The 20,795-nt window shown below is 65.1% G+C and carries 16 protein-coding genes; 11 read left to right on the plus strand and 5 right to left on the minus strand.

The features are described 5' to 3' along the window. Nucleotides 1-61: 61 nt before the first annotated feature. Genes ACT3TS_RS15260 through ACT3TS_RS15270 form a run of 3 tightly spaced genes read right to left on the minus strand, consistent with a single transcriptional unit; the run spans nucleotide 62 to nucleotide 6,136 of the window. Nucleotides 62-2,086 carry a DUF5719 family protein gene (locus ACT3TS_RS15260; RefSeq protein WP_444532369.1) on the minus strand — a complete coding sequence of 675 codons (2,025 nt, stop codon included), beginning with the start codon at nucleotides 2,084-2,086 and terminating at the stop codon, nucleotides 62-64. Continuing rightward, complete coding sequence (locus ACT3TS_RS15265) at nucleotides 2,079-5,669, minus strand: glycosyltransferase family 2 protein (protein WP_444532383.1); 3,591 nt, start codon at nucleotides 5,667-5,669, stop codon at nucleotides 2,079-2,081. The genes ACT3TS_RS15260 and ACT3TS_RS15265 overlap by 8 nt, the downstream gene beginning before the upstream one ends. Beyond that, a complete protein-coding gene (locus tag ACT3TS_RS15270; protein ID WP_444532384.1) occupies nucleotides 5,615-6,136 on the minus strand; it encodes a WhiB family transcriptional regulator in 522 nt (173 codons plus the stop codon). The genes ACT3TS_RS15265 and ACT3TS_RS15270 overlap by 55 nt, the downstream gene beginning before the upstream one ends. A 370-nt stretch (nucleotides 6,137-6,506) precedes the next feature. On the opposite strand from ACT3TS_RS15270, the gene ACT3TS_RS15275 reads away from it, so the two are divergent. Then, nucleotides 6,507-7,277: a TIGR03089 family protein gene (locus tag ACT3TS_RS15275; protein ID WP_444532370.1), complete on the plus strand. Its 771-nt coding sequence runs from the start codon at nucleotides 6,507-6,509 to the stop codon at nucleotides 7,275-7,277. A gap of 44 nt (nucleotides 7,278-7,321) precedes the next feature. On the opposite strand, the gene ACT3TS_RS15280 is transcribed toward ACT3TS_RS15275, so the two are convergent. Beyond that, the gene (locus ACT3TS_RS15280) at nucleotides 7,322-7,819 is read right to left on the minus strand and encodes a GtrA family protein (RefSeq protein WP_444532371.1); all 498 of its coding nucleotides are present in this window, start codon (nucleotides 7,817-7,819) and stop codon (nucleotides 7,322-7,324) included. A gap of 195 nt (nucleotides 7,820-8,014) precedes the next feature. Here ACT3TS_RS15280 and ACT3TS_RS15285 point away from each other — a divergent pair, with 195 nt between their 5' ends. The 5 genes from ACT3TS_RS15285 to ACT3TS_RS15305 all read left to right on the plus strand — a co-directional run bounded on the left by ACT3TS_RS15285 (nucleotide 8,015) and on the right by ACT3TS_RS15305 (nucleotide 13,878). After that, nucleotides 8,015-9,190 carry a 5-(carboxyamino)imidazole ribonucleotide synthase gene (locus ACT3TS_RS15285; protein WP_444532372.1) on the plus strand — a complete coding sequence of 392 codons (1,176 nt, stop codon included), beginning with the start codon at nucleotides 8,015-8,017 and terminating at the stop codon, nucleotides 9,188-9,190. Nucleotides 9,191-9,290: 100 nt separating this feature from the next. Further along, complete coding sequence (gene purE, locus ACT3TS_RS15290; RefSeq protein ID WP_444532385.1) at nucleotides 9,291-9,839, plus strand: 5-(carboxyamino)imidazole ribonucleotide mutase; 549 nt, start codon at nucleotides 9,291-9,293, stop codon at nucleotides 9,837-9,839. Next, nucleotides 9,836-11,455, plus strand: a complete 1,620-nt coding sequence (locus ACT3TS_RS15295) for an LCP family protein (RefSeq protein ID WP_444532373.1) — start codon at nucleotides 9,836-9,838, stop codon at nucleotides 11,453-11,455. Before purE ends, ACT3TS_RS15295 begins: the two co-directional genes overlap by 4 nt. A gap of 174 nt (nucleotides 11,456-11,629) precedes the next feature. Next, complete coding sequence (gene manA, locus ACT3TS_RS15300; protein WP_444532374.1) at nucleotides 11,630-12,889, plus strand: mannose-6-phosphate isomerase, class I; 1,260 nt, start codon at nucleotides 11,630-11,632, stop codon at nucleotides 12,887-12,889. After that, nucleotides 12,886-13,878, plus strand: coding sequence for a lipid II:glycine glycyltransferase FemX (locus ACT3TS_RS15305; protein WP_444532375.1), 993 nt, complete (start codon nucleotides 12,886-12,888; stop codon nucleotides 13,876-13,878). The genes manA and ACT3TS_RS15305 overlap by 4 nt, the downstream gene beginning before the upstream one ends. 154 nt (nucleotides 13,879-14,032) lie before the next feature. Here the strand turns inward: ACT3TS_RS15305 and glpX are convergent, their stop codons facing one another. After that, nucleotides 14,033-15,049 carry a class II fructose-bisphosphatase gene (gene glpX / locus ACT3TS_RS15310; protein WP_444532376.1) on the minus strand — a complete coding sequence of 339 codons (1,017 nt, stop codon included), beginning with the start codon at nucleotides 15,047-15,049 and terminating at the stop codon, nucleotides 14,033-14,035. Between the two features lie 197 nt (nucleotides 15,050-15,246). Between glpX and ACT3TS_RS15315 the strand changes: the two genes are divergently transcribed. The 5 genes from ACT3TS_RS15315 to ACT3TS_RS15335 form a co-directional block, all read left to right on the plus strand. Continuing rightward, nucleotides 15,247-15,894 carry a DUF4245 domain-containing protein gene (locus ACT3TS_RS15315; RefSeq protein WP_444532377.1) on the plus strand — a complete coding sequence of 216 codons (648 nt, stop codon included), beginning with the start codon at nucleotides 15,247-15,249 and terminating at the stop codon, nucleotides 15,892-15,894. Continuing rightward, on the plus strand, nucleotides 15,891-16,550 hold the full coding sequence (locus ACT3TS_RS15320) for a carbonic anhydrase (protein WP_444532378.1): 660 nt from the start codon (nucleotides 15,891-15,893) through the stop codon (nucleotides 16,548-16,550). Before ACT3TS_RS15315 ends, ACT3TS_RS15320 begins: the two co-directional genes overlap by 4 nt. Nucleotides 16,551-16,728: 178 nt before the next feature. Continuing rightward, a complete protein-coding gene (locus tag ACT3TS_RS15325; RefSeq protein ID WP_444532379.1) occupies nucleotides 16,729-18,159 on the plus strand; it encodes a class II fumarate hydratase in 1,431 nt (476 codons plus the stop codon). 271 nt (nucleotides 18,160-18,430) lie between these two features. Further along, complete coding sequence (locus ACT3TS_RS15330) at nucleotides 18,431-19,108, plus strand: TetR/AcrR family transcriptional regulator (RefSeq protein ID WP_444532380.1); 678 nt, start codon at nucleotides 18,431-18,433, stop codon at nucleotides 19,106-19,108. Continuing rightward, the coding region (locus tag ACT3TS_RS15335) for an MDR family MFS transporter (protein WP_444532381.1) at nucleotides 19,105-20,795 on the plus strand (1,691 nt) is incomplete at its 3' end. The genes ACT3TS_RS15330 and ACT3TS_RS15335, both read left to right, overlap by 4 nt.

The following is a 20,795-nucleotide window of genomic DNA, read 5'->3' on the forward strand; positions in this document are numbered from 1 at the left end:
CAGGAACGCAGGGGTTCCCAAGCAAGCAACGGTGATCGAGCATTTGTGGTGGAACTGGCGGTCAGTACCCTGTCCTGAGGTTGATTGCCTGGGTGCCGGCCGTCGTTCCGGCGATGGGCAGCACGGCGATGTTGGCGCTGTCCTTGTTGCCCAGCAGTTGGGTGCCATAAGTCGGCTCCCCCGACACCGACACCAGGACTGCGGCAGTTCCGGAGCCCAACAAGTCCGCCGGGTTCACGCTGGCCGTGATTCCTGCCTTCAACTCAATGTCCTTGGCCTTGCCCAGGACACCGTCTTCGGAGATCGGCACCAGGTTGACGGTGGCGGCACCTTCAGGAGCCGAGAAGACCAGGCTGGAGGTTGCATTCTGCGGCACCGAGACAAGATGGGTGTTGCCCAGCCGTTCCGCCGAAGGCACATACGCCATGTCGACGGCTTCACCGGCCTTGGTGGAGTTGACCAGACGCGCCGTCGCTGCCACTGGCTCGTCGGCACTGACACTGAGCGAATAAGTGCCTTGCGGCAGCCCTGCCAGCGAAAGCTCGCTGACCTTTCCCGCCGCGGCAGTGAAGACACCTCCGTTGGGCAGGGCAACCTGGCCGTCAGAGCCGTACGCCTTGACTTCAACCACCGAGTCCCGCACGCCCGGCACTGTCACCTCGAGAGCCGTGGCCGCATCCTCATACCCGGACTGTGCCGTAATTTTTGCTGCATCGCTTGGTTTTTGGACGCGCACGCCCGGAATTGTCAGTGCCGACGCCGGGTCGCCCACGGGGGCCAGGTAGTCGATCCCGCCTGGTGTCAGCCCGCGCAGGACCGATTGCTGGATCACGGCGCTGACAGCACCGCCGGCGCTTTTCAGGTGCACGCTGAGCAGGTCCTGATCGGGGGCCAGGCCGGAAAGCACGACAGCACGCACCGTGCCGGCGTCAACCACCAGTCCCTTTCCGGCAGGCGCCTGCAACGGCCCATTGCCGCTGAAGAAGTCAAGTGAAACTGTGGCAGGGCTCGCCGAGGAGTTGGCGATGGAGAGCACCGCCGTCCGGCCAACCGTCGTGCTGGCACCGGACAGCCACATCTCGTTGGCGGGTGTTTGGCATGTTGCAGCCGCCAATCCGGCAAGGTCGCCGTCCTCCGCATTGACGACAACTGAACCGGAGCCCTGGGAAGATTCCTCTCCCAACGGTTGCACGCGCAGGACAGAGGGTGCCTCCGCGGCCTTTCCACGCACGACCTGAGCCTTCTCCTTCGGCTCCCCAGTCATCGCCGACGGACTTGCAACCGGGCCCGACGGGGCGTCGGACACGGTGAAAAGGGGCGAGGATTTGCCGTCAAGGGACTGTACTTCGGCACCGGGCAGCTCACCCGTGGAGCCGCTGAGCACCACCGCGTTGAGCAGTGTCTTGGTGTCCGAAGGATTCGCCGAGAATTCCGGATCCGCTCCAGCGGCCGATCCGGCCAACAGTTGCGTGGGTCCCTGGCAGTTTGCCATGGTCTCCCCCACCGGCAATGGGTGCGGCACCGGCGTGGTTTCAGTGGTGGCATTGGCGCCCGGATACAAAGTCCCGGCCCCCACCACTCCCACAGCCAACGCCAGTGTGGCGGTTCCAGCCAAAACTGCCGGCCAACGACGGCGTACCTTGACCTTGGCGCGTCGCACACCTTGTGCGGCCGTTGGCTTCCCGGCGCCGGCCACGTGTTTGTCCGTGGTCGCGCCAGTGCGGTCGCCGGACTTCCGGCCGGTTTTCCTGCCCTGCCCGGCCTTCTGGCCGCGCACTGTCCTGCGGCCACCGGCGGCAGCCGGCTCAGCAGCACTCTTGGGCTCGGCAGCACTCTTTCCGGCAGGTGTCTTGCCGACAGGTGACTTGCCGACACCGGTGGCCGGGGCAGCATCCTGCTTCCCCGCCGGCTTCCTGTCCGCCAAGGGATTCTTCCCCGCAGCCGCCGCAGCGGGCACAGCCGTCTCAGCCGGCCCGGCCTTCGCTGCGGGCTCGGCCGGCTGACTCGCCGCAGCGGGCCCGTTCGTCGGCACCGATTCACCGTCAGGCAGATTGTCCCCTGCGCTGTTGTCCTTGATCTCAGGCACCTCTACCAACCTTTTGCAATGATGCTTCGTCCCTGTATGCCCCGGTGCGTCCGCGCCGTGCACGCACGGGCACGGCCAGCAGCAGTGTCAGTCCAAAGAGGACCAGCTGCACCAGGCCAAGGACCGTGTTCATCGGATGAACATAACGAATTTCCAAGTGTCCCGCGGCGGCCGGCAGCTCGAAGGCTTGCGCCCAGTCCGCGCTGGCCGCCTTGAGCGGCTTGCCGTCCAGCCATGCCTGCCAGCCTGGATCGGACCGTTCGGCCAGCACGACCCGTCGTTCGGCCTCGCCGGCCGGAATGTCGGCGGCAACGTTTTGTCCCTGCGATTCCACCGGGGCAACGGCGGCGCCCTTGGCATCCACGAGCCTGACCCGGTTGACGACGTCGGTCTCTCCGGCATCTGCGTAACTCGGCTTTACCCGCCACAACCAGCCCGATTCGGTGGGGCCCACGGTGTCCAGGCCGGGAACAGCTTCAAGCTCCCCCGCCAACAGCTCCGCGGCGGTGTCGCCTGCGCGCAGCACCACGAAGCCCACACCGAGGTCAAGCAGCCCGGCACGCGGATCAATGCCGGACTTGGACAGCATGGCAGCCACGCTGTCCTCAAAAGCAGCCGTGGCAGCATCACTGTCGCCGATGACCTCTGCGCCCGGCCCGCCGGTGATGCGTGCCGCGGTGGCAATGCTTGACATCGCATCCAGCGTTGTCCCGTCACCTTGCATCAGCGACGCTTCCACCCCGCCGTCGGGCAAAACGGTCATGACAATGGTGCGGCTGGCCTCAGGCCCTGCTCCCCTGTCGGCCGCTGTTGCCGGAATCGTTCCGGCGGTCACGGCCTGTGGCAGGAAGGATCCCGTCAGTGCTGCCGTATTTTGTTGCGCTGAGAATTGTTGTGCGCTCCAAAGACCCAGGCTTGCGATCGGTGCGGCGACAAGAAGCACCGAGAGCGTCACAGCAGTGCCCTTGGCAATCCGGTGCCGGTCGCTGCCCCACTTTTTCGGGGCGGCCTTGCCTGTCGCGGCCTTCTCTGTGCCGGCTTTGTCCGTGCCGGGCTTAGCCGTACCGGGCTTGTCGGCCGGCAGGAGCAGGACTCCTCCGGATGAGGGGTGCCAGGCACGGCGGTGGACGGCCTCAAACCCCAGCACGCCCGCACCCAGCAGGGCAAAAAAGGCGAGCGAGACGGCCGGTCCGTTGAACGGCGTGACCAGCGTGACGCCGTCGAACGCCACAGCTATGAACTTGCCGGCATAAGCTGCGGCCAGCGCCAGCAGCGCCACGAGCCAGAGCGTCCGCACGGTTGCCGCACGGCGCAGCGGCAGTACGAGGGCCGCCATGGCCGCCACAACGACGGGTGCGCCAATGAGGAACACGGCCACCCATGTCCACCACGGGGCGGAGGCAAAAGCACTCAGGCCAAGGAGTCCCTGCGTGGCGTCGATCCGTTCGGGGAAGCCCAAAAGCTGCTGCCAGAGCGGGCCGGGGGCCGAAGCCAGCGGCACACCCGGATCGGCCAGGAGCGCGCGGGGATTGGCCGAAGCAGACCAGACCAGTGGGAGGAAGAGCGCAGCGGGGGGCACCAACGCCCACCAAATTGTTTTGCCGCGCCGGCCCACCAGGAGTGCGGTGGCCAAAATTCCCACCACGGCCACCGGCAGCAGGCTCGGCGCAGCTGCCGTGACCGCAGCGAGGGCCAGGCCTGCGGCTGCTGCTGCGGTCCAGGACGGATTGCCGTCGACGCCGGGGCGTCCCATCTTGGCGACGGAAGTGGTGGCGGAGCCGGCCAGGGCACCCGGGATGATGATTTCCTTGACCTCCGGGCCCACGGCGCCGCCAACGGCACGGATCAGGCCAAGCATCACCAAGGGGATGAGCACGTGGGCAAGCAGCGCACCAACGCGGCCCTGCCCCATGGCGACCAGCAACACGGGAGCGCCGGCCCATGCCAGGCCCGCCACAATGCGGGGCCACCGCTGCCGGGTCAGGGCACCGGCTGCGAGCCAGGCGGTCAGTCCCGCCAGCGGAAGCGCCAACAAGACCAGCCACAGGACGGCGACCGAGCCGTTGCCGCCCAGGGAGCCGAGCAGCGCAAGAACAAAGTTAAAGGGGTTGCCGCGTCCGGGGAGACCGGAACCGAGGGACACCCACCAATCGGTGGCGTGCTGCCATACCTGACCGATCCGTTCCGTGACCGGCAGCATGGCTCCACCGGTCAAGGCGGGGACGCCTAGGAACCGCGACAGGGCGGAAAGTGAAAGTATCGTCAGCAGCACGGCTAGGGCCAGGGCGCCGACGATCGGTGCCGTCTTGACGGCGGCCAGCGGCGCCACCGTTTCCTGGTGGGTTTCGCCTGTTGGCTCCAGGATCGACGGGCCGTCCAGGGCGCCGTGCGGGGTTTCCTCATCCGGGCCAACGGATTCCCGCAGCATTTTCACGTGTGCACGTGCCACCCGGTTTTCCACCAGCAGGCCCTTGTGCACAGACCGCGGTTTCCTCCGCTGTCCCGCCAGGGACTTCCTGCTCCGGTGCAGCGTGACGGGGCGGACGAGGCCCGCGCACGTGGCCGCGAACATGCGGACGGCATGGCCCGGTGCCTTCAAGACAAACCCGGCAACCAGCCAGTAGATGGCGGCCAAAAAAGTGCCGGCGGCCAGGAACGGCACGGCCCAGGCCTGGGCATGCTTGAGCCGCAGGAAGATTCCCGCCTTGCGGGCTGCCACGGCGGATCCCAAGGCGTTGGGCCGGTGGACCACATGGAACATGCGGGCTTCGGGGACAATCAGGACCCTGTCGCCGGCCAGCCGGGCACGGGCGCAAAAGTCCAGGTCATCACCGGGACCTGGCAGCGCCGGGTCAAAGCCGCCCATTTTTTCAAAGACGTCCCTGCGCACCAGCATGCCGGCCGTGTTGACGGCGAACATGTCGGCCCGGTGGTCGTATTGGCCCTGGTCCTGCTCATCGAGGCCGACAAGTGAGAACCTGTCGTACCATTGGTTGGCCCAGAGCCCGACGTCGACCAGGCGCCTGTGATTGTCCCAGTCAAGCTGCTTGCAGCCAACAACAGTTGCCGTGGTGGCCCGCTCGGCGGCCTCCAGCAGCAGTTGCAGGGCGTCGGGGGCGGGGGCGGCATCGTCCTGAAGCAGCCAAATCCATTCATTGCTGACCGGAGGTTGACCATCCAGGACAGCGACGCCGCCGGCGGGCACGGCCGCGCCGGAAGCCGCGTTGCGGGCAGGGGCGGCCGCGCCGGCGCGTGCGGAAACGCCAACAGCGGAACGGGTTCGACCCTGGTGTTCAAGCACTGCATCAACGGCCGCACCATAGCCCTTGCGCGCGTCAAGGGAGATGACGTTGCGTTCGCCCAACTCCTTGCGCAGCAACTCCCCCGAATTGTCTGTGGATCCTGCATCGGCAGCCAACACGTGGTCGGCTGATCGCGTTTGCGCGGCAAGGGCCGTCAATACTGTGGGGAGATAGGCACCGCCGTTGTGGGCAACCAGAACGGCCGTGACTTTTACTGCTTCAAGAATTAGACCGCTCGCTTCCGCAGCCGCCGGCGCTCTCGCTCCGACAGGCCACCCCAGATTCCAAACCGCTCATCATTGGCCAGAGCGTATTCAAGGCACTGCGCCTTGACGTTGCAGGCGCCACAAACTTTTTTGGCATCCCGCGTGGAACCACCCTTTTCAGGGAAGAATGCCTCCGGGTCAGTCTGTGCGCACAATGCATCCGTCTGCCAGCCTAGTTCACCTTCGTCACTGAAGTCTTCAAGCTGGGGATTCAAACCGATCCAGACCGGCTCGTTGTCCACCCCTTCGACGCCCGCCGGATGGGCCACAACCGGCTCGTCATCCTCGTGCGAGGTCAGGAACGCCGTTGCGGCATCTTCCAATGCCTGGCGGTTTTCTCGTTCGTGGAACGCGGCCGCACCCGGGTCTGCCGGGTCCACGTACCAATTCGTCGGCACACCACGGGACTGGTAGGAAACACCAGCCTGTGCGGCCACGGAATCATTTTGAAGATTTGTCACACTCAGCTGAGCTTGCCCCATTTTCGTCCTCCTGAATGTAGCCGCCAATACTGCTTCCCGAATCCTCGGTTCCGCAACGTGCGGATTACAGTGCCAATAACAGCGGTTCGTGGGTCTAATTACATCCATGTAAGTCGCTCACGTCAAGCGGGGGGTGGATGATAACCACTGCGGAGCGGGTTCTTCCCGCACGCCACGCCCGGCAATTTCATACCAATACATTCGCGTAATCACGCCCATGGAAGCGCGATTTCCCGTGTTCCTGCAGCGTTGTGGCCCTTTTTTGGGATCTTTTCCACGCCACGCGCAAACGAATGAGACGCAGATCACCTCAAATGTGACGATTCGTCCAATCGATGGGGTTGGCGCGGACGTGGAAAGATGAGGAAGTATGAACCTCCGCCCAAACAACTCCAGCCACCCGGCCTCTCCCACCGAGCTGCTCCATTCCTTCCGCACCTTGAATCCGACATCCCCCCGGCTGTCGTGGTACGGCCCGGACGCGGAACGCGTTGAATTCTCCGGCCGCGTCCTGGACAACTGGGTGGCCAAGACCGCCAATTACCTTGCTGACGAGCTCGACGCCGAACCCGGCACCGTCGTGGCGCTCGACGTACCGCTGCACTGGCGCTCCCTGGTCTGGCTGCTGGCCACATGGGCCGTGGGGGCCACGGCCAGCACGACACCCACAAGAGCCTCAGCCGGATCCGTGCCGGACATTGTGGCCACCACGGATCCCGCCGGCGCCCACGAGCAGTTCGCCGCAGCAGTCCCGGCCCCCTTGATCGTGGCGGTCGCCCTGCCGGCCCTGCAGATGCGCTGGCTGGGTGAGCTGCCGCCCAGGACGCTTGATTACTCAGGGGATGTGCGGGCACACGCAGATGAGTTCTTTGCCGACGATTCCCCGACACCGGCACACATCGCCTGGCAACACGGTTCGGCCGCCACCAGCTACGAACGGCTCCTGCCGGACGTGCAGCAGGAACCGGACAGCGACGCCCAGGCACCCCAGCGGGTGCTGCTGCAAGTGCGGGAGGGGTGGGACGTCGTCGTGCCTGCAGCACTGAAGATTTGGGCTGCAGGGGGTTCGGTGGTTCTGCTCGACACCGATGTGGAACCCACAGACCACCTGCGCACCAGCGAAAACATCACCCTGGGTTAGGACAGCGGGGCAAGTCAGGCCGGGCCGGCGCGCTCCAGTGCGGGCTAGGCCTCGGTTTCGAGAATCTTGTGGTCGTTGGCGAACCCGGGATCCTGGTCAAGTTCGTCGGTGAAGACCCAGAACCTGTAGGCGAAGAACCGGAAGATGGTGCCCAGGACAAGCCCGACGACGGAGCCGGCGATGACGTCGGCCGTGGCGGATTCAAAGCCAAGCACCCAGTGCGAGACGTAAACGCAGGCCGCAGCAATGCCCAAACCGATGCCGTTCATGATGATGAACAACACCACTTCACGCACCACATTGGCCTGGCGGCGGTGGCGGAAGGTCCAATAACGGTTGGCCAGCCAGGAGAAAACTGTTGCCACGGCTGCCGCGATGATCTTGGCCCGGGTGGGGTGGGCACCCATGGTGCCGCTGAGCAGCCACAGGTAAATGCCGGTGTCGATGACAAACGCGACACCGCCGACCACACCAAATTTGGCGACTTCACGCCAAAAAAGGCCCATGAGGCCCTTGATGCGGCTGGTGAGTGATTGGTACATGGTCCTCCGTCGGGCTACAGGCCAAAACGGACGCAGCACGCCCCAGCCTTCATAAAATACTAAGCCCTCAATGCACCGGAACTGTCCCTGCAGGGTGCCAAAGCACTGGGAATTAGCCCACATTTGTCGGTGAACACCGGGGCGCGGGGGGCTCAAAGGCACTGAACCGGGCAGTCTTTCGGTACGCTGGGGACTGTGACTTTTCCTGTAATCGGTGTTGTGGGCGGCGGGCAGCTTGCCCGCATGATGGCCCCAGCAGCCGTGGCCCTTGGTTTTGAATTGCGTGTCCTGGCTGAATCCCCCGACGTCTGTGCCGTGGCTGTTGTGGCCCAGGCACCCGTCGGCGACTACACAGACTTGGACACGCTGCGCGGTTTTGCCCGCGGCGTCGACGTGCTCACCTTTGACCACGAACACGTCCCCAGCGAGCATTTGCAGGCGTTGATAGCCGAAGGCGTCAATGTCCAGCCGCGCCCCGACGCGTTGCTCAACGCGCAGGACAAGCTGGTGATGCGGGCGGCCATCGAGCGCCTGGGCCTGCCCAATCCGGCCTGGTCGGCGGTGGCCTCCGTGGCCGACATTGCCGCTTTTGCCGACAACCACGGCTGGCCTGTCGTGCTGAAGATGCCCCGCGGCGGGTACGACGGCAAGGGCGTCAAGGTCCTGCGCTCCGCAGCTGACGCTTCCGCGGCCGCCGACTGGTTCGAGGCCATGAGCCCGCTCCTCGTGGAGGAAATGGTCGGGTTCTCCCGCGAGCTTTCCGCGCTGGTTGCCCGCACCCCCTCGGGAGAGTCCCGCGCCTGGCCGGTGGCGGAATCCATCCAGGTGGAGGGCGTGTGCGACGAAGTAATCGCCCCGGCACCCGCCATCGCCGCGGAGGTTGCCGCTTCAGCGCAGGCCGCGGCCCTGCGGATCGCCAACGAGCTTGGCGTCACCGGCGTCATGGCGGCCGAGCTCTTCGAAACGCCCGGCCGAGCGCCCGGATTCCTCATCAACGAGTTGGCCATGCGCCCCCACAACACCGGACACTGGACCATGGACGGTGCCGTGACCGGCCAGTTTGAGCAGCATTTGCGCGCCGTCCTGGACCTCCCGCTGGGCGCCACGGATGCCCTGGGCGACATCGTCGTCATGAAAAACTTCCTCGGCGGCGCCAACCAGGATCTTTTTAGTGCCTACCCTGCGGCGCTGGCCGCCGAACCCACCGTCAAGGTGCACAGCTACGGCAAGTCGGTGCGCCCCGGCAGGAAGATTGGCCACGTCAACGTGATTGCTGCCAAGCACGACGACGTCGCAACCGCCCGCGCCCGCGCCGCCACCGTGGCAAACATCATCCGTGACGGAGCAGAAAAAGGAGACACCCATGACTGACCTTTCCACCCCCGCGGCCGAGGTGCCCGCCGACAGTTCCGCCGGCGGCAATGCCGTGGCTGCCGGCGCCGCGGCTGGACGTGCCCTGGTTGGCATTGTCATGGGTTCCGATTCGGACTGGCCCGTCATGGAGGCAGCCGCAGCGGTACTTTCGGAATTTGGCATTCCATTTGAAACGGATGTTGTCTCGGCCCACCGCATGCCGGCCGAAATGATTGCCTACGGCCAAAACGCCGCCTCCCGCGGCATCCGCGTCATCATTGCCGGTGCCGGCGGCGCCGCGCACCTGCCGGGCATGCTGGCATCGGTCACGACACTTCCGGTGGTGGGTGTTCCCGTCCCGCTGAAGACCCTGGATGGGATGGACTCCCTGCTGTCAATCGTGCAAATGCCTGCCGGTGTGCCCGTGGCCGCCGTTTCCATTGGCGGTGCCCGCAATGCCGGCCTGCTGGCCGTGCGCATGCTGGCTTCAGGCACCGATGAGCTGGCAGCCGGGCTGGCGTCAAAGCTGGCCATTTTTGCCCAGTCGCTTAACGACCAGGCGTCCGCCAAGGGTTCGGCACTGCGTGAAAAGGCCGGTGCCACCTATCCACTCGCCGTCCTGCCGCAACCGGGCGGCACGGCGGAGGCCGCGGGCCCGAACGCATGAGTTTCAGCAGCCCCAAGGTGACCAGGGCCTCCAGCCGCCCGCCTGTGTTGACAAACCCGGTCCGCTATCCGGAATCGGCATCGGCACCCGCGCGCTCAAAAAGGGCCTGGTTCCTGCTGCTGCTGACATTGTTCGTGCCCGGCTCCGCTCAAGTTGTTGCCGGGAACAAGCGCCTTGGCCGCACTGCCCTGCGCTGCACCTTCGCCGCCTGGGCATTGGTGATTGCCGCCGTCGTGCTTGCCTTGGTGAATCGTGAGGCACTGCTGAACCTGTTCACCACCCCGCTGACATCGCTGCTGGTCATCGTATTGCTGGCGGCGGCGGCTGTGGGCTGGGCGGTCATGTTCCTGAACACGCTGGCGATCATCAAGCCGGCCCTGCTGGCACCGGGCATGCGTGCGCTGGTCAGCGGGGCCATGGTTGTGCTCATGGTTGTCACCAGCGGCTCGCTTGGTTACGGCGCGATGCTGATCAACTCCGGGCGCAACGCGATTTCAAGCATTTTCCAGACGGGCCCCGACATGAAGCCCGTTGACGGACGCTACAACTTCCTGGTCATGGGCGGTGATGCCGGGGAGGCCCGCAGCGGGCGCCGGCCCGACTCCATCATCGTGGTCAGTGTCGACGCGAAAACCGGCCAGGCCGCGACCATCAGCATTCCCCGAAACCTGCAAAATGCGCAGTTCTCCCCCGACTCCCCGTTGTGGGGCGTGTACCCGGACGGGTACAACTGCGGCGACGACTGCATTATCAACTCCCTATACACGGATGTCACCGACAATCACGCCGATCTGTATCCGGACGCTGCGGATCCGGGCGCTGCCGCCATGAAGGACGCGGCCGGCGGCGTCCTGGGCCTGAGAATCCAGGGCTACGTGCTCATTGACATGGCGGGTTTCTCCCAACTCATCGATGCCCTGGGCGGGGTCAAGGTCAATGTGGGCGGCTGGGTGCCGATCAGCGGCAACGACGTCGGCAACGGCCTGCATCTGCCGCCCACCGGCTGGATCTCCCCGGGCGTGCAGACGCTCAATGGTTACCACGCGCTGTGGTATGCCCGCTCCCGCGAATGGGCGAACGACTACAGCCGCAGCCAGCGCCAGCAATGCATCCAGGCCGCCATCCTGGCCCAGATGGACCCTGCCACCGTGCTGACCAAGTTCAACGCAATCGCCGCGGCGGGCGCCAAGGTCATGGAATCCGACCTGCCGTCCGGCCAGTTGGGCAGTTTCGCCTCCCTGGCGTTGAAGGCCAAGTCCCACGACCTTGTCCGGCTGACCATCGGCCCGCCGGACTTCTCGCAGGACATGCCCACCTACCCCGACTTTGACGTAATCCACCAGCGCGTGCAGGAACTGCTGCATCCGGCAGCTCCTGCCGACCCCCCGGCCGGCCAGGACACGTCACCGGCGGGCTCCGATGCGCCGGCTGATCCAGCCGCTGATCCGGCCGCTGATCCAGCTGTGGATCCGGCTGAGCCCGCCCCGGTCACCGAGGCACCGGCTCCGCCGTCGCCCGATCTCACCGCCGAATACCTGCAGCAGCTTGCCATCAACGGCGACGACGACGCGTTGGTGGCAGCGCTTGTCAACAACGGCACCTGCTCCCCCGGCTAGGGACAACGCCCGGCAGGAATGCCCGCCACCGTCTGGCATTCCTGCCGCGGGCGGCGGGATTTTCGGCCGCGGTTGGCGGGCGCCGCTTGGCAGGTGCCGGCCCAGCGAGGCCGGTGCCGGCCGCAACCACTTTCAATCGATCTACAGCTTGTCTTGGACCAGGAGAAATTTCGCATGTTTGCACTCACCAATGTCACCCGTGATTACCCGTGGGGTTCCAGCACTGCCATCGCGGAGCTTCTCGGCACCGCGCCAAGCGGCGGCCCGGAAGCTGAGTTGTGGATGGGGGCCCACCCCGATTCGCCATCCATTGCCAACACTCCGGAGGGCCCGGTCGCGCTTGACCGGCTGATCGCCGAACACCCCGTCACAGCCCTGGGCGACGAAGTGTATGCGGCCTTTGGCGCCAAACTGCCCTTCCTGGCGAAGCTGCTTGCCGCCGACATGGCCCTGTCCCTGCAGGTGCACCCCACATTGGCCCGTGCCCAGGAACGCTTTGCGGCAGAAGAAGCCGCAGGGATTCCACGCGACGCGGCCCACCGCAATTATAAGGACGAGAACCACAAGCCGGAAATGATTCTGGCCCTCACACCGTTTGAGGCGCTTTGCGGTTTCCGCCCCTGTGCCGAGGCCGCCGAGCTCTTCCGCACCATTGGTTCGGCCATCAAGGCCACCGGTGCTGACGTTCCCGAGTTGCTTGGCCGGGTGGAAATGACCTTGAACTCCCGCATGGCCGCCCCTGCCGTGGTGCGGGCCGCCTTTGAAACCCTAGTGGGCGGCGGTGCCGAGACCACTGCCCTGGTTGAGCTGGCAGCACCCGCCTTGGAAGCGGCTGCCCTGGCCGGAACCGAACTGGCTGCCGGCCTGCACACCGTGGTTGAGCTTGCCAAGCAATATCCCGGGGACTCCGGCGTCCTGGTCTCGCTGCTGCTGAACAGGGTCTCGCTGCAGCCCGGGGACGCCATCTACCTTCCAGCCGGAAACATCCACGCCTATTTGAGCGGCTTGGGGCTGGAGGTCATGGCGACGTCGGACAATGTCTTGCGCGGCGGGCTGACAGGCAAGCACATCGACGTGCCCGAACTGCTTGAAACCGTGGACTTTACGCCAAGCGGGGCCCCTGTGGTGCCCACCCGGGAGACCGACCTGGGCCAAAAAGTATGGGAACCTCCGTTCGCGGAGTTCGCCCTCCAACGCGTGGAAATGTCAGCAACTTCAGCACCCGTGCCACTAGTCCAGAACGGCCCCTTGATCGTGCTGGCCGTGGCCGGTTCGGTGTTGCTTGATTCCCCACGCGGCGACATGGTCCTCGACCGCGGCGGTTCGGTGTTTGTGCCGGCCGCCGAAAACCCCGTCATGGTGCATCCCCATGCCGATGCCACCGGCGAAACCTCGGTGGTCTTCGCCGTGACCTGCAAGGGAATCAACGCATGAAACCAATCCTGCAAACAGCCATCTGGGCAGAATTCCAGCGAGGGCTGGGAAAAACCGTCCACGAAGCGGAAGGACCCGGCTGGAGTTTTTTGGCCGTCGAGGAAAAGACCCCGCTGGGCATGTACCTTTACGCACCCTACGGCCCGTGTGCCGACGGAGAACCGGAACTGGCCGAGGCGTTGCGGGCACTCTCGGCGCTGGCCCGCTCGGTGCGGGCCCACTATGTGCGGGTGGAGCCGGTCGCGGCCGGACTGGGCGCCGACGCCGCAACGGTCCTGACCGCCAAAGGGCTGGTCCGGGCCCCTGCCGACGTCCAGCCGCACCTGAGCTGGAAGGTTGACCTGCGCGAGGAAGAGGCCGAGCTGCTGAAGGGGATGCGCAGCACCAGCCGGAACCTGTACCGCAACATCCACAAAAAAGGCGTCAGTTTCGAGATTTCCACTGATCCGGCGGACCTGCCGATACTGCTCGGCTTCCTGGCGAAGGTTTCCGGCCGGGCCGATTTCACCGCCCAGACCGACACGTATCTGACGAAGGCGGCAGAGGTGCTTATGCCTGCCGGGGCGGCCAAACTTTTCATCGCCCGGCTCGACGGCACCCCCATCGCCGCCGCGTTGTCGTACGACACCGCCGACACCCGCGTCTACGCGCACGCGGCCGCCGACGACGCGCACCGCAAGCTCAGTGCCGGCATTCCGCTGCTCGTGACCATGATGCTTGACGCGAAGGCCGCGGGAATGGCCGAATTCGACATGTGGGGTGTCAGCCCCGAGGACGAACCGGACCACGCCTGGGCTGGTTTCTCCCGGTTCAAGCGTTCCTTTGGCGGCGCCGGGGTGGAGTATCCGGGAACCTGGGACCTGCCGGTGAACCGTTTGATGTACAACGCCTACGGCTTCACCCGGAAATCCCGGACGCTTCTGCGCGGCGCCTTGAAAACTGCCCGTGCCACCGCCGGCAGCGTCCGGGAAAAGCTGCAGAAGCCCTAAGCCTGCGCCACGTTGACGAGCGGAACACGCTGCTTGACCAACGGCAAAGCAGCGTGTTCCGCTATTTCCGCAGGCGGCGTAATGGACGCCCCAAGGCCGCCCGCCGCCGTGGGCCGGATGGCCGCCGAGGGAATGCTGGAACACGCTGCAGGGATCAGCTGCGCCGGGCGTAAGTCTCCCACTTGTGGGCCTGGTGCTCGCCCTCGACGAACCTGATGGTCCCGGACTTGGAACGCATCACGATTGACTGAGTCAGGACCCGGCCCTTGTCATAGCGCACACCCTTGAGCAGGTCGCCGTCGGTGATGCCCGTCGCCGCAAAGTAGCAGTTGTCGCTGGTGACCAGATCATTGGTGGAGAGGACCCGGTCCAGGTCGTGTCCGGCGTCGAGCGCCTTCTGCTTCTCATCATCATCCGTGGGCCAGAGCCGGCCCTGGATGACGCCGCCCAGGGTCTTGATGGCACAGGCTGCAACGATGCCCTCGGGCGTGCCGCCAATGCCCATGAGCGCATCGACCCCGGTGCCGGAGCGGGCGGCCGCAATGGCGCCGGCCACGTCGCCGTCGAGAATGATTTTGGTGCGGGCGCCGGCGTCGCGGATGTCCTGGATGAGCGGCTGGTGGCGGTCGCGGTCAAGGACCATGACGGTGAGCTGGTTGACCTTGACGCCCTTGGCCTTGGCGATCAGGTGCAGGTTTTGCTTGACGGGCAGGCGCAAGTCAACCATGTCGGCAGCCTCGGGGCCGGTGACAAGCTTTTCCATGTAGAACACGGCCGAGGGATCAAACATGGTGCCGCGCTCGGCCACTGCCAGCACGGCCAGGGCGTTGTTGATGCCCATGGCCGTCAGGCGGGTGCCGTCGATGGGGTCCACGGCGACGTCGCACTCGGGGCCGGAACCGTCACCCACCACTTCGCCGTTGAAGAGCATGGGGGCTTCATCTTTTTCGCCCTCGCCAATGACCACCACACCGTTGAAGTGAACGGTGGACAGGAGGGAACGCATGGCATCCACTGCGGCGCCGTCGGCCAGGTTTTTCTCGCCGTAGCCAACCCAGTGGCCGCCTGCGATGGCGGCAGCCTCGGTGACACGCACCAGCTCAAGGGCCAGGTTCCGGTCCGGTTCGTCGTCGCCCACGGCCAGTGACCGGGACAGTTGTGAGTAATCCATCTGTGCTGCTTTTTCAGCCACGTATAAACCCCGTTGTTCAGGTAGGTGCAGTCTTGCCGTGCGCGACGGTGCGCACCCTTGCCGTATTTTTGCCTACCCAGCAATCATAGGCGAACCCGCCGCCCGATCCCGGGTGAGCTGCGCCACGTCCGCGCCCGCGTGGTAAATTGCCGTCGCAGATCTGGGAAGATGGACAGGTGAGTGATTCCAGCCCTACCCCTCCCGTCAAGCCCGTTATTGCCGCCGGCGCCGCCAAACGCGCCAACGCCTCGGTGGTTGGCATGCTGTTGGCGATGTTCTCCACAGTGGCCATTGTGTTGGTCATTGTGTGGCTCAATCCGCAGCAGAAGGCCGACAGCTACCGGTCGCACATCGATGTTGCCGCCGTCGCCGGCCATGCTGCGGACACGGCCGGGTTCACGCCTGTGGCGCCTGCACTCCCCGACGGCTGGTCCGCCAACTATGCGCGTTGGAACCCGCCGGGCGCCGACGGCGTGGCGTTCTGGGACGTTGGATATGTCACTCCAACCGACACGTTCATTGCGCTGCGCCAGTCAATTACGGCAAACCCCACGTGGACGGCCGCCCAGGCCCAGGACGCCCCTGTTACGGGCACCCGCAACATAGCCGGGCACGAGTGGGAACTCCGTGATAAACCTAAGGGCGACCGCAGTTTGGTCCTCGTCAGCGGAACCACCACCATCGTGCTCACCGGCGCAGCCGACTTCGAGGACTTTGATGCCTTGGCAGCCGGGTCCACGAAGATCCTCGACGCCGGAACCACCACCCCGGGCGCCGGCAGCGAAGCAAGCACCACCCCTACAACAAAGGACAGCAAATCATGAGCGGCGGAGAAGACGGCAACATCAACGCGGTGACAGCGCATCCCCACACTCCGGCGGAGGCCTGGAACACCTTGATGGCCGGCAACGCCCGGTTTGTGGAGGGCACGTCCAACCACCCCAACCAGGATGCCACCCGCCGGGCCTCACTCCTGGCCACGCAGCACCCCTTCGTCATGATTTTCGGCTGCTCCGACTCGCGCCTGGCCGCCGAGATCATCTTCGACCTTGGCCTCGGCGACGCCTTCGTGGTCCGCACCGCCGGGCACGTCGTCGACAACACCGCCCTCGGCTCGCTGGAATACGGCGTGGAGTACCTTGAGGTGCCCCTGATTGTGGTGCTCGGCCACGACAGCTGCGGCGCCGTCACGGCCACCAAGTCCGCCGTCGCCACCGGCAATATGCCCGCTGGTTTCGTCCGCGACCTCGTGGAGCGCATCACCCCCTCGGTCCTCGCCTCCCTGCGCAAGGACCAGGACAGCACCGTCAACGACATGGTCGAGGAACACGTCAAGCAGACGGCCGCCCGCCTCGTGGAGAACTCCCCCATCATCGCCAACGCCGTGGCCCGCCAGCGCACCGCCGTGATCGGCCTGACCTACCGCCTCGACGACGGTACCGCCGACCTCGTCTACAGCAACGGTTCCATCCACCAGTAACCACTGTTTTCCAGATGCCCGACGGCGGAAGCTGCCTTCCGCCGTCGGGCATTCCTGTGTTCAGGCATTCCTTTGGCGAGACATTCCTGGGGTGAGACAGGGTGGGCAGGGCTTGCCGGAGGGTGCGCGCCCGGGACACGGTTTTTAGCTCCGGGCGTGGCGGCGATATGGTGGATGCATGACTGATACTGCCGCGGGCACCGCACAAGAATTCCGCATTGAACACGACACGATGGGCGAGGTCCGGGTTCCGGCCAACGCCCTGTACAGCGCACAGACGCAGCGCGCCGTGGAAAACTTCCCGATTTCGGGCATGACACTGGAGTCGGCCCACATTTCGGCACTGGCACGCATCAAGAAGGCTGCCGCCACCACCAACGCCGAGCTGGGCGTTTTGGACTCTGAACTGGCACGCGCCATTGAGGCCGCTGCCGACCAGGTGATCGCCGGGGACTTCGACGGCGACTTCCCCATCGACGTGTTCCAGACCGGTTCCGGCACTTCCTCGAACATGAACATGAACGAGGTCCTGGCGACCCTGGCCAACCGCGCGCTCAAGGCTGCCGGCTCCGAGAAGGTCGTCCACCCCAACGACCACGTCAACGCCTCGCAGTCCTCCAACGACGTGTTCCCCACCTCGGTCCACGTTGCCGCGACCTCCGCCTTGATCAACGATCTTGTTCCGGCCCTGGCCTACCTGGCCGAGTCGCTGGAACGCAAGGAAGCCGAATTCGCCACCGTTGTGAAGTCGGGCCGCACCCACTTGATGGATGCCACCCCCGTCACGCTCGGCCAGGAGTTCGGCGGCTACGCCGCCCAGGTCCGCTATGGCATCGAGCGCGTTGAGTCCTCCCTGCCCCGCGTGGCGGAGGTCCCCCTCGGCGGCACCGCCGTCGGTACCGGCATCAACACCCCTGCAGGCTTCCCGCAGCGCGTCATCGCCCTGTTGGCCCAGGATTCCGGCCTGCCGCTGACCGAGGCCCGCAACCACTTCGAGGCCCAGGCCAACCGTGACGGCCTCATCGAGGCATCCGGCCAGCTGCGCAACATCGCCTACTCGATCATGAAGATCAACAACGACCTGCGCTGGTTGGGCTCGGGCCCCAACACCGGCCTGGGCGAAATCTCCATCCCCGACCTGCAGCCCGGCTCCTCGATCATGCCCGGCAAGGTCAACCCGGTCATCTCCGAGGCCGCCATCATGGTTGCCGCCCAGGTCATCGGCAACGACACCACCATCGCGCTGTCCTCCACCAACGGCGCCTTTGAGCTGAACGTGGGCATCCCGGTCATGGCCGCGAACCTGCTGCAGTCCATCCGCCTGCTGACCAACACCAGCCGCATCATGGCCGACAAGATGATTGACGGGCTGACCGCCAACGTTGAGCGTGCACGCTTCCTGGCCGAGGCGTCACCGTCGATCGTGACACCGCTGAACAAGTACATCGGTTACGAAAATGGCTCCAAGATCGCCAAGCACGCCATCAAGGAAGGCCTCACCATCCGTGAAGCCGTCCTGGCCCTGGGCTTCGTTGACCGCGGCGAAATCACGCTGGAGCAGTTGGACTCCGGGCTCGACGTGCTGGCCATGACGGTCGCCCCGAAGTAATCCGCCTTCTTCGCCGGCTCAGCTCACCGAATCAGTGAGCTGCCGGGCAGTGGGAGGCCGCGACGGCGGGAGGTCACCTTTTTGCGAAAGGTGACCTCCCGCCGTCGCGCTTTAAGGTCGCGGGGGTGGCTGTTGCCAATCGCCCACGGTCTACCGGCCGCAAATGGCAACAACCACCCCCGCACCGGTTCCTTCAGCACCACGCGCGTGTGATGAACTCCACGCAGAAAAGATTTTGCACTCTCATTAAAATAGTGCAAACTTTTACTTTGTGAGTGAAAGTGCAAAATCCTGCCAGGCGCACGGCCTGCGAGCCCGCAAACGCGAGGCCACCCGCTCCGCCATTACGGCGGCGGCGCGGCTTTTTACTGCCCGCAAGGGGCTGAACGGCTTCACCATTGAGCAGCTGTGTGAAGAAGTTGGCGTGTCCCGGCGAACGTTCTTCAACTACTTCCCGTCCAAGGAAGACGCCATCATCGGCCACCTGCTGGATGAATTCCCGGCCGAGGCCATGGCCGCCTTTGAAGCGGGCGGCGCACCTGACTCGGGCGTGGAACGCGGCCCCCACGGCCTGAGCACCACACTGCTGCGCGATCTCCACAGGCTCACCTGCGCCATGGTTGACGAGCTGGATTTCGACCGAGAACACATCAATGACCTCCTCGCCGCCATGAAGGTGGAACCCCAGCTCATGATGCGGATGATGGGCAGCGTCCAAACCCGCGAGCAGGAATTTGCCGCGTTGATTGCCCGGCGTGAACAGCTTCCCCCGGACGACCCGGTTGCCGGCACGGCCGCAGCCTTTTTCGGCCTGTGCTCCCATCGCGCCGCCCAGAGCTTCTTTTCGGAGGAGAATTCCTCCTCTTTCGGGGACCTCCTCGCCGACAACCTCCGCTCGGCCCAACAACTCTTCAACTTTTCAACATTAACCTTCGAAGGATCTCGATGAGTACAGCCATAAAGGCAGGGCAGCCGCTCCTGTTGACTCAAAAACGGATCTGGATCATCTTCTCCGCGTTGATCGCGGGCATGCTGCTCTCCAGCCTCGACCAAACCATCGTCTCAACGGCCATGCCCACCATCGTGGGCAAGCTCGGCGGTGTGGAACACCAGACCTGGATCACCACGGCCTACCTGTTGGCGACCACCATCGTGATGCCGATCTACGGCAAGCTCGGTGACATGCTCGGGCGCCGGAACCTGTTCCTGGCCGCCATTGCGATCTTCACCCTGGCCTCCATCGGCTGCGCCTTTGCCACCGACTTCTGGGGCTTTGTAATCTTCCGTGCCATGCAGGGCCTCGGCGGCGGCGGCTTGATGATCCTCTCGCAGGCCATCATCGCCGACATTGTCCCGGCCAATGACCGCGGCAAGTACATGGGCCCCCTCGGCGCCATCTTCGGCCTGGCCGCCGTTGCCGGCCCCCTGCTGGGCGGCTACTTCGTGGACCACCTGACCTGGGAATGGGCCTTTTACATCAACATCCCGATCGGCATTGCCGCCTTCATTGTTGCCTTCTTCGCACTGACCCTGCCATCCAAAAAGGCCACGAAGAAAATTGACTACATGGGCGTGGTGTTCCTGTCCATCGCCACCACCTGCTTGATCTTCTTCACCGACTTTGGCGGCAAGGCCGACGGCTGGACGTCCCTCACAACGTGGACCTGGGGCGCCGGCATGATTGCGGCCATCGCACTGTTCATCTTCACCGAGGCCCGTGCGGAAGATCCCATCATCCCGCTGTCGCTGTTCAAGAACCCGATCTTCCTGAACTCCACCGCCATTGGTTTTGTGCTGGGCATGGGCATGTTCGCGGCCCTGGCGTTTGTGCCGACGTTCCTGCAAATGTCGACCGGCACGTCCGCGGCCGTCTCCGGCCTGCTGATGCTGCCGATGATGGTGGGCCTGATGGGCACGTCCATCTGGTCCGGTATCCGCATGTCCAAGACCGGAAAGTACAAGGCGTTCCCGATTGCCGGCGCCACCCTGACGATCATCGCCATGCTGTGGTTGACCACGTTGTCCGCCGACACCGCCGTGTGGGTCATTTGCGCCCAGCTGTTCGTGTTTGGTGCGGGCCTGGGCTTGATCATGCAGATCGTGGTCATCGTGGTGCAGAACTCCGTGCCGGCCGCCCAGTTGGGTACCGCCACCAGCACCAACAACTACTTCCGTGAGGTTGGTTCGTCCCTGGGCGTGGCCGTGTTTGGTGCCATGTTCACCACGCGCCTTGCCGAATCCCTGACGGAGGTCTTCACGGCCGCCGGCGCCTCGCCGGAGGAGGCCGGCGGCGCCATGTCCACCCTGGATCCGCAGGTGCTCCACGAGCTGCCGCAAACTGTCCAGGACGGCATCATCACCGCCTACGCGGACTCCCTGGCGCCCGTGTTCTGGTACCTGATCCCCTTCATGGTGATCGCCCTGGTGCTCGCCATCTTCATGAAAGTCATCCCGCTTTCGGACACCTCCGGCATGGTGGCCCGCGGCGAGGCCGTTGGCGGCGCCGAGGCCGAACGCATGGAAGCCGAGCGGCTCGCCGGCACCTCCTCCGAGGCCGGTTCCTCCGCCGAATCCTCCGCGGACGGCACGGACACACTGCTGCTGACCAAGGAAGGCCCGGAGACTCCCCTGGATTC

The organism is Specibacter sp. AOP5-B1-6, from assembly GCF_052376555.1.
In the GTDB taxonomy this organism is placed as follows: Bacteria; Actinomycetota; Actinomycetes; order Actinomycetales; family Micrococcaceae; genus Specibacter.

Bases quoted from the DNA above. Each gene is read 5' to 3' on its own strand.
- ACT3TS_RS15270 (WP_444532384.1), bottom strand. From the start codon at position 6,136: ATGGGGCAAGCTCAGCTGAGTGTGACAAATCTTCAAAATGATTCCGTG.
- ACT3TS_RS15325 (WP_444532379.1), top strand. From the start codon at position 16,729: ATGACTGATACTGCCGCGGGCACCGCACAAGAATTCCGCATTGAACAC.
- ACT3TS_RS15280 (WP_444532371.1), bottom strand. From the start codon at position 7,819: ATGTACCAATCACTCACCAGCCGCATCAAGGGCCTCATGGGCCTTTTT.
- ACT3TS_RS15305 (WP_444532375.1), top strand. From the start codon at position 12,886: ATGAAACCAATCCTGCAAACAGCCATCTGGGCAGAATTCCAGCGAGGG.
- ACT3TS_RS15295 (WP_444532373.1), top strand. From the start codon at position 9,836: ATGAGTTTCAGCAGCCCCAAGGTGACCAGGGCCTCCAGCCGCCCGCCT.
- ACT3TS_RS15320 (WP_444532378.1), top strand. From the start codon at position 15,891: ATGAGCGGCGGAGAAGACGGCAACATCAACGCGGTGACAGCGCATCCC.
- glpX (WP_444532376.1), bottom strand. From the start codon at position 15,049: ATGGATTACTCACAACTGTCCCGGTCACTGGCCGTGGGCGACGACGAA.
- manA (WP_444532374.1), top strand. From the start codon at position 11,630: ATGTTTGCACTCACCAATGTCACCCGTGATTACCCGTGGGGTTCCAGC.
- purE (WP_444532385.1), top strand. From the start codon at position 9,291: ATGGGTTCCGATTCGGACTGGCCCGTCATGGAGGCAGCCGCAGCGGTA.
- ACT3TS_RS15275 (WP_444532370.1), top strand. From the start codon at position 6,507: ATGAACCTCCGCCCAAACAACTCCAGCCACCCGGCCTCTCCCACCGAG.